The 7,224-nt window shown below is 72.0% G+C and carries 7 protein-coding genes; 1 reads left to right on the forward strand and 6 read right to left on the reverse strand.

All coding sequences use genetic code 11. The features are described from left to right. Positions 1 to 131 precede the first annotated feature (131 nt). Positions 132 to 581: a BP74-related protein gene (locus KDL01_RS37430; protein ID WP_212533459.1), complete on the reverse strand. Its 450-nt coding sequence runs from the start codon at positions 579 to 581 to the stop codon at positions 132 to 134. A 166-nt stretch (positions 582 to 747) separates the two neighbouring features. Then, positions 748 to 1,701: an aldo/keto reductase gene (locus KDL01_RS37435; RefSeq protein ID WP_212533460.1), complete on the reverse strand. Its 954-nt coding sequence runs from the start codon at positions 1,699 to 1,701 to the stop codon at positions 748 to 750. 146 nt (positions 1,702 to 1,847) lie between these two features. On the opposite strand from KDL01_RS37435, the gene KDL01_RS37440 reads away from it, so the two are divergent. Then, positions 1,848 to 2,789, forward strand: coding sequence for a helix-turn-helix transcriptional regulator (locus KDL01_RS37440; RefSeq protein ID WP_246577539.1), 942 nt, complete (start codon positions 1,848 to 1,850; stop codon positions 2,787 to 2,789). Here KDL01_RS37440 and KDL01_RS37445 read toward each other — a convergent pair. The 4 genes from KDL01_RS37445 to KDL01_RS37460 all read right to left on the reverse strand — a co-directional run bounded on the left by KDL01_RS37445 (position 2,767) and on the right by KDL01_RS37460 (position 7,219). Further along, positions 2,767 to 3,855 (reverse strand): heavy metal-binding domain-containing protein, encoded by a 1,089-nt coding sequence (locus KDL01_RS37445; RefSeq protein WP_212533461.1) that lies wholly within the window; start codon positions 3,853 to 3,855, stop codon positions 2,767 to 2,769. The genes KDL01_RS37440 and KDL01_RS37445 overlap by 23 nt on opposite strands. A 273-nt stretch (positions 3,856 to 4,128) precedes the next feature. After that, the gene (locus KDL01_RS37450; protein WP_212533462.1) at positions 4,129 to 4,884 is read right to left on the reverse strand and encodes a GntR family transcriptional regulator; all 756 of its coding nucleotides are present in this window, start codon (positions 4,882 to 4,884) and stop codon (positions 4,129 to 4,131) included. A gap of 47 nt (positions 4,885 to 4,931) precedes the next feature. Then, positions 4,932 to 6,263, reverse strand: coding sequence for a homogentisate 1,2-dioxygenase (gene hmgA / locus KDL01_RS37455; RefSeq protein WP_212533463.1), 1,332 nt, complete (start codon positions 6,261 to 6,263; stop codon positions 4,932 to 4,934). 101 nt (positions 6,264 to 6,364) lie between these two features. Further along, entirely contained in the window at positions 6,365 to 7,219 is an 855-nt protein-coding gene (locus KDL01_RS37460) for a spermidine synthase (RefSeq protein WP_368861732.1), read from the reverse strand. Positions 7,220 to 7,224 lie beyond the last annotated feature (5 nt).

Consider the following 7,224-nt stretch of genomic DNA (forward strand, 5'->3'; position numbering starts at 1 on the left):
GGGCGGCACCGTAGATAACAGGCCCACCGCAGCGCGACGGTGGCCACGGCGGGACGGAGGAAGGCGGCGGCACCGGGGCTCGGGGTAAGACGCGGCCCCGGGCCTCTCGGCCCGGGGCGCCTCCCGTCCTTCTACTGTGCCGGGATTTCCCGGACCAGCCGGGAGCTCCAGTCGCACCACCGGTATCCGGGCAGGAACGCGCCGCCGGCCTCGTCGAGGTGCTCCTCGACATACGGGATGGTGGCGTCGCAGACCTCGGTCGCGAAGTCGAAGAACTCCACGGTGTCCGGCCTGGTGTGGAAGCTCCACCGGGGGTTGTAGGGCGCCGTGTCCGGCTTGATGATGGCCATGAGATGGGGCTGGTCGGTCGTCTCGCCACTGAGCAGGTCCCGGGCGTGGGCGATGTCCATCGGGTCGGTCAGCTTGACCACGAAGTGCTCGTGCGTGATGTCGGTCATCACGAAGTAGGCCGGTTGAGTGGGGGCGTCGGTGTGGACGGCTGCTGATGCCGGTGCGGCGCCGAGGGCGATGGCTGTGCTGGAAGCGAGGATGGCAAAGGCGGCCGTGACGGTGCGTCGCATGGGATTCCTCTGGTGCGGGGATCAATGTGCCTACGCAGGGTATCCACTTGATCACTCTTGATCATTTTGCCTGGCCATCTGATCACCCGCACGGCCGTACTCTTACGCCAGTGGAGGATCGGGCGCGGATCGGGATGGCCTCCCCTCGGAGCGGTCTGCTCGCACGTCACATTTCCTGCTCCCACCAGCCGCGCGTGTCGACGTCCGCGGTATCCGCCAGCGCCTGCAGTTCCGCGATCTCCTGCTCGGCGAGCTCGATGCCGCGAGCTCGGACCAGGCCGTCGATGTGACCCGCCTTCGTGACTCCGATGATCGGGGTGGTCCCCTTGGCGATGGCCCAGGCGGTGGCGACATCGGCGGCGGACGCGCCGTGGTTCTCGCCGATGGCGCCCATCCGGTCCGTCAGCGCCTGCAGTCGGGGCAGGATGCCGTTGTACACGGCTGCCCGGCTGCTGCCCTCCGGCAACGGATTGGCCGGGTCGTACCTGCCGGTCAGCGCTCCCTGCTCGAGGACCATGTAGGAGAAGAACCGCACGTCGTGCTCGTGGCAGTACTCGAGGATGCCCGCGCGCTCGGAGCCGCGGTACAGCAGGCTGTAGTGGTTCTGGACCGCCTCCACCCGGAAGCCGGCCGCGCCGAGGATCTGATCGGCGAGAGCGATCTGCGCCATGTTGTGGTTCGAGACGCCGACATGCTTGATTTTGCCGCTCTCCAGCAGCGGGATCAGAAGCGGCGTCCACCGGGCCACGTCGGCGGGGTTGTGCATCCAGTACAGATCCACGTAGTCCGTGCCCATGCGCTCGAGGCTCTGCTCCAGCATGTCCGCGACCGGATCATCGCCGTCGCCCGCGATCTGCGGCGTGAACTTCGTCGAGAGTTGATACTCGCTGCGGTCACGGCCCGTCAGTGCCCGGGCGAGGACCGTCTCCGAGCGGCCCATGCCGTAGGCCACGGCGGTGTCCCACAAGGTGAACCCGTTCGACTGCGCCTTCTCGACGACCTCCCGCAGACCGGACTCGCTCAGCCGACTGCCGAAGTAACCCTCGCCCGCCTCTCCGCTGTCTCCCCAGGCCCACGTGCCCAACGCCACCGCGGGCACAGTCAGCGCCTTACTCGTCATGTCTTATCTCCGTTGCCTGTTCGTGTGACCGTGTCGGAACGTCCGACCCCCAGCAGACCGCGATCTCCGCCACCGGGGAAGGTCGCGCTTATGGGGGTACAAGCTCAACCCCCTTCGTGCCGTGACCAGCGGCTAGCATGAACGGCATGGACCAACCGCCCGGAACCCGCGGAGCCCGCGGCGAAATCCGGGACTTCCTGGCCAGCCGTCGCGCCAAGATCACCCCGGCGCAGGCCGGACTGCCGACCAGCGCCCGGCGCCGGGTGCCCGGGCTGCGGCGCGAGGAGGTCGCCGTTCTCGCCGGGGTGAGCACCGAGTGGTACACGCGGCTGGAGAAGGGCCACATCGGCGGCGTGTCCGAGGACGTCCTCGACGCGGTCGCCCGCGCCCTGCGACTGGACGACGACGAACGCACCTATCTGTTCGACCTGGCCCGCTCATCGCGGCAGGAGAGTCGTACGCCGCCGCGTCGCAGGGATGTGGAGGTCCCGCCCCGGGCGCAGTGGCTGCTGGACTCCATCACGACGTCCTCGGCGTTCGTACGCAACGGCCGCACGGACATCGTCGCCGGCAACGCCCTGGCCCGAGCCCTGTTCGCGCCGATGTTCGGCAGCGCCACCACCGACGGACGCGGTCGCCCCAACCTCGCCCGCTACATCTTCCTCGACCCCGGTGCATCCGACTTCTTCGTCGACTGGGACGCCGCCGCCATCGCCACCGCGGCCCTGCTGCGCGCCGAGGTCGGGCGCGACCCGCGCGACCGGGCGCTGCGCGAACTCGTCGGCGAGTTGTCCACCCTCAGCCCCGAGTTTCGCGGCCGATGGGCCGCGCACGACGTCCTGATGCGCCACGACGGCGTCAAGCGGCTGCAGCACCCTGACGTCGGCCGGCTGGAACTGACCTTCCAGTCCCTCGACCTTCCCCTGTCGGGCCGGGCTGTGCACGACCTGGTCGTCTACACCGCCGAACCCGGCACCGCGTCAGAAGACCGGCTCAAACTCCTCGCCAGCTGGGCGGCTACGCGAAGAGCGGAAACGCCGGGGCCCGGCGGCGACGGTGGGTCCGTCAGTCCGTGTTATCGGACCTGAACACGTCCTTCCTGCGCTGCCGGGCGGCCATGCGGTTGGCCACGCGGTCGGTCAGTGGGGCCTTCTCGTCACGGGTGATCAGGGACTCCCCGTCGTTCGCATCGGGCGCGTTGCTCGCCGTGGCCGCTTCGTTCTCGGTCGGGACGGCGGGGGAGTGGGCGACGACGACCGGGTCCGGCCGGGTGCGCGGGTCGAGGCGCATGATCGTCAGGGGTCTGCGAGGCGGGGTGCCGAGGTCCGCGGGGAGCCGGACGATCGCGGTGCCGGCGACGGTGGTGTTGGCGATGTGGTCGTGTTGGCCTTCGTTCGTGGGGCATTCGCGTTCGCTGATCGTCAGCGTCATCGCGCCCACCACGACCCCGTCGCCGCCGCAGGCCTCGACGGCCAGGCGCAGCTGGTTTCTGGCGTCGCGGCGTGCGTCGTTGACGAGGTGGGAGTAGCCGGTGATCTCGCGGTTGGCCTCGAGGCCGAGGCCGCGGCGGGTCTGTTGCCGGGTGTTCTTGTCGTCGTGGCGGGAGGCGATGGCGATGCCGGTGACGAGTTCGAACGGCATCCAGCCCTGGTCGAGCAGCCGGGCGAAGTCCTGGGCGGTCACGTGGGTGGTGAACGGCCTGGCCGGGCGAGTGCTTGACCTGGCGCGCACGGCCAGGCCCTCGAGCGTGATCGCGGTGCCGCCGGCCGGATACTCCTCGGTCTTTATGCGTATCCCGATGACGCCGTCCGCGCCGAGGGCTTCGCACTCCGCGACGGCCCGCGCCAGCACGGTGCGCCGCGCGCCGTACTGTCGGCGCAGCAGGGTGTGGAAGGGGCCGCCGGAGCCGGCCAGGTCGGTGCGCGGGGTGTAGGCCCAGGATCCGGTGCAGCGGGCGCGGCTGGTGGTGTACCCCAGGTGCAGCACCGTGGCCGCGAACACCTGGCCCGCCGGTTCGAACCCTGAGACCTTGGTCGCGGCGAAGTCCGATACGGGCCCTGACGAACTCCACGCCCCGGCCCGGCGCAGCCGCTCGAGCCGGGCTGCGATGACGACGGCCGGGTCGGCCGTCCCAGCTGCGTCGGTGTCCGCCATGCGCCCCATCCCCCCACACGCGCGCTACTCAGGTAGGACCACGGTAGAACCGGGTGGCAGGGCGGGCAATGCGCCGGGCGCGTGCGGCGGATGGCCGGATCTGGCGCGCTTCAGTGCGGCGAGGGAACGTCGGCGGCCGTGTCGAGGACGGCGCCACCGCAGTCTGGCGGGAGGAGTTCGGCCGCCCGTGCGGCGGCACGGACAGCCGCACCCGGCCCACGGCTCACGTCACGTCACGTCACGTCAGGTCGCGTCGCGTCGCGTCGCGTCACGTCACGTCAGGTCGAGGCTGACGGTGTACTGGAAGCGGTCCGCGCGGTAGTGGATGACGGCGGCGTCGACGACGGTGCCGTCGGCGGCGTAGGTGAGGTTGGTCGAGCGCAGCACGGGGCTCGCCAGGGGTATGCCGAGCAGGGTGGCGATGGCGGGCGGGGCGGCGCAGGCCTCGACGATGTTGTCGATGCGGGCGATGGGGAGTTTCGCGTGGTCGCGCAGCAGCTTGGTCATGGGGGCGGTGCGCAGGTCCGCCTCGGTGATCCGGACGGCGTGTTCGGGGCGCAGGTGGTTCTCGGCGTGGCTGAGCGGTTCGCCGTGGTGGCGGCGCAGCCGTTCGTACACGACGAGGTCCGGGACGTCCGGGAAGTGGGCGGCGAGCAGGGCCGGGGTCGGCACCGGCTCGCGGCGCAGTACCTCGACGTCGTCGCCGGCCTGCTGGGACAGGATCGTGTCGAGGGTGCCGAGGACGTGGATCGGCGGATGGGCCGGGGCGTCGTCGGCGATGAAGGTGCCGTGCCGGCGGCGCCGGGTGATCAGGCCTTCCGACTCGAGCGTGGTCAGCGCCTGGCGGATGGTGCTGACGGCGACGCCGTACTCCTCGGCCAGGCGTGCCTCGGTGGGCAGGCGCAGCGGGTCGGCCGGGGTGCGGGTGAGGATGCGGGCGCGCAGCGCCTCGGTCACCTGGTACCAGAGCGGGAGCTGCGGGGTGCGCGGCGGCGGCGCGGGCAGCTGCGGTCGGCGGGGCGCGGACATAGCGGTTGACCGTATCGCGAACGCGTCCGGGCGGCGCGCGCCGGGCGTCAGCCGGCGTCCGGGTCGGCGTCGGCGTCGGGGGAGAAGCGCGGGGCGAGTCCGTCCCAGGCCGCGTCGTAGTCGCCCTGGCGGTGCGGGGCGTCGAGGGCGTGCCGGGTCAGCGTGATCGGCCAGCGGGTCTCGAACATGAAGGCCAGGGTGTTGTCCACCTTCTGCGGCGCCAGCGGCACGGTGGAGGCCTTGGCGTAGGTCTCGGCGTCGGGGCCGTGGCTGGTGAAGCTGTTGTGCAGGCTGGCGCCGCCGGGCAGGAAGCCCTCCGCCTTGGCGTCGTAGACCCCGTGGATCAGGCCCATGTACTCGCTCATGATGTTGCGGTGGAACCACGGCGGCCGGAAGGTGTGCTCGGCCACCAGCCAGCGCGGCGGGAAGATGACGAAGTCGGCGTTGGCCAGCCCGGGGGTGTCGCTCGGCGAGGTCAGCACGGTGAAGATGGACGGGTCCGGGTGGTCGTGGCTGATCGTGCCCAGGGTGGTGAAGTCGGCCAGGTTGTAGCGGTACGGCGCGTAGTTCCCGTGCCAGGCCACCACGTCGAGCGGGGAGTGGTCGAACTCCGAGGCCCACAGGTTGCCGCCGAACTTCTGCACCAGCTGCACCGGCGCGGCCACCTCGGCCGGGTCCTCGTACGCGGCGGCGGGGGCCTGGAAGTGGCGCTCGTCGGCCAGGCCGTTGGCGCCGATCGGGCCGCGCTCGGGCAGGGTGAAGGCGGCCCCGTAGTTCTCGCAGACGTAGCCGGCCGCGGCCGGGTCCGGCAGGTCCACCCGGAACCGGATGCCGCGCGGGATCAGCGCGATCTGCCCCGGCGCGACGTGCAGCCGGCCGAGTTCGGTGAACAGGTGCAGCCGGCCGGCCTGCGGCACGATCAGCAGTTCGCCGTCGGCGTCGACGAGGTAACGCCGCGTCATGGACCGGTTGGCCCGGTAGGTGTGCACGGCGATGCCCGTGTGCGTCAGGGCATTGCCGTTCCCGCCGATGGTGTAGAGCCCGTCGACGAAGTCGGTGGGGTTGTCCGCGCCCGGCTGCGGGTTCCAGCGCAGCCGGTTCGGTGTGGGCTCGGTCTCGGTGAACGGGGCCGAGCGCAGGTGGCCGTTCGGGATCCGGTGGTACGCGCTGTGCCGGGCCGAGGGCGTGATCCGGTAGACCCAGGTGCGGCGGTTGACGTGCCGCGGCTGGGTGAAGGCGGTGCCGCTGATCTGCTCGGCGTACAGGCCGAGCGGCGCGCGCTGCGGGGAGTTCTGGCCCCGGGGCAGCGCGCCGGGGACGGCCTCGCTCTGGTGGGAGTTGCCGAAACCGGTGAGGTAGCGCGGCTCGCCTTCATTCATGCGATTCATCGAATCATTGGAAGGATGGGGGTGTCAACGCGGCGGGGCCACCCGCGGCCAAGGGCCACCCGCGGCCACGGGACGGGCGCGCCCCCGCCCCGTCACACCGTGAACGTCCCCGGCGGCGGCTCGGGCGAGTCCGCGGCGGTGGCGTCGGTGACCGGGGCGGCGCCGCCGGTCCACGCGGCGAGCTCCTCGCCGGCCAGCACGCGGGCGGGGAAGGGGTCGGCGGCGGTGGCGCGGGTGAGCTCGGCCACCGGCAGCGGGTGGCGGGAGGCGGCGAGCACGAGGTTGCCGTAGCGGCGGCCGCGCAGCACGGCGGGCTCGGCTATCAGGACCGCGTGCGGGTAGACGGCCTGGACGGTGGCGGCCTGCGCGCGGGCGAAGCGCAGCGGCGAGCCGTCGGCCAGGTTCGCCGCGTACACCCCTTCGTCGCGCAGCGTGTGCGCGGTCAGCTGGACGTATTCCAGGCTGGTCAGGTGCGCGGGGGTGCGCGCCCCGGCGAACACGTCGCTCACCAGCAGGTCCCAGGCCTGCGGCTTCATGGTGGTGAGCGCCTCGCGGGCGTCGGCGGCGCGCACCCGCAGCCGGGCCCGCTTGTCCAGCGGCAGGTGGGTGCGCACGAACTCGGTCAGCTCCGGGTCGATCTCGACGGCCAGCTGGCGCGAGCCGGGCCGGGTGTGAGCGAGATAACGCGGCAGGGTCAGCGCGCCGCCGCCGAGGTGCAGCGCGTCCACCGCCGCGGGCGCGGCCGGCAGGGCCAGGTCGGCGAGGTGGGCGAGGCGGCGGACGTACTCGAACTCGAGGTGCGTCGGGTCCTCGAGGTCGACGTAGGACTGCGGGGTGCCGTCCACGGTGAGCAGGTGGGCGTCGGGAAGGTCGGTGTCCGGCAGCAGGCGCACCTCGCCGGTGCGGGTGGTGACGGCGGCGGGGGTGGCGGGGGTTCGGCGTGGCATGGTGG

Origin of the sequence: Actinospica durhamensis, from assembly GCF_018139695.1 — a bacterium.
GTDB classification, from domain to species: Bacteria; Actinomycetota; Actinomycetes; order Streptomycetales; family Catenulisporaceae; genus Actinospica; species Actinospica durhamensis.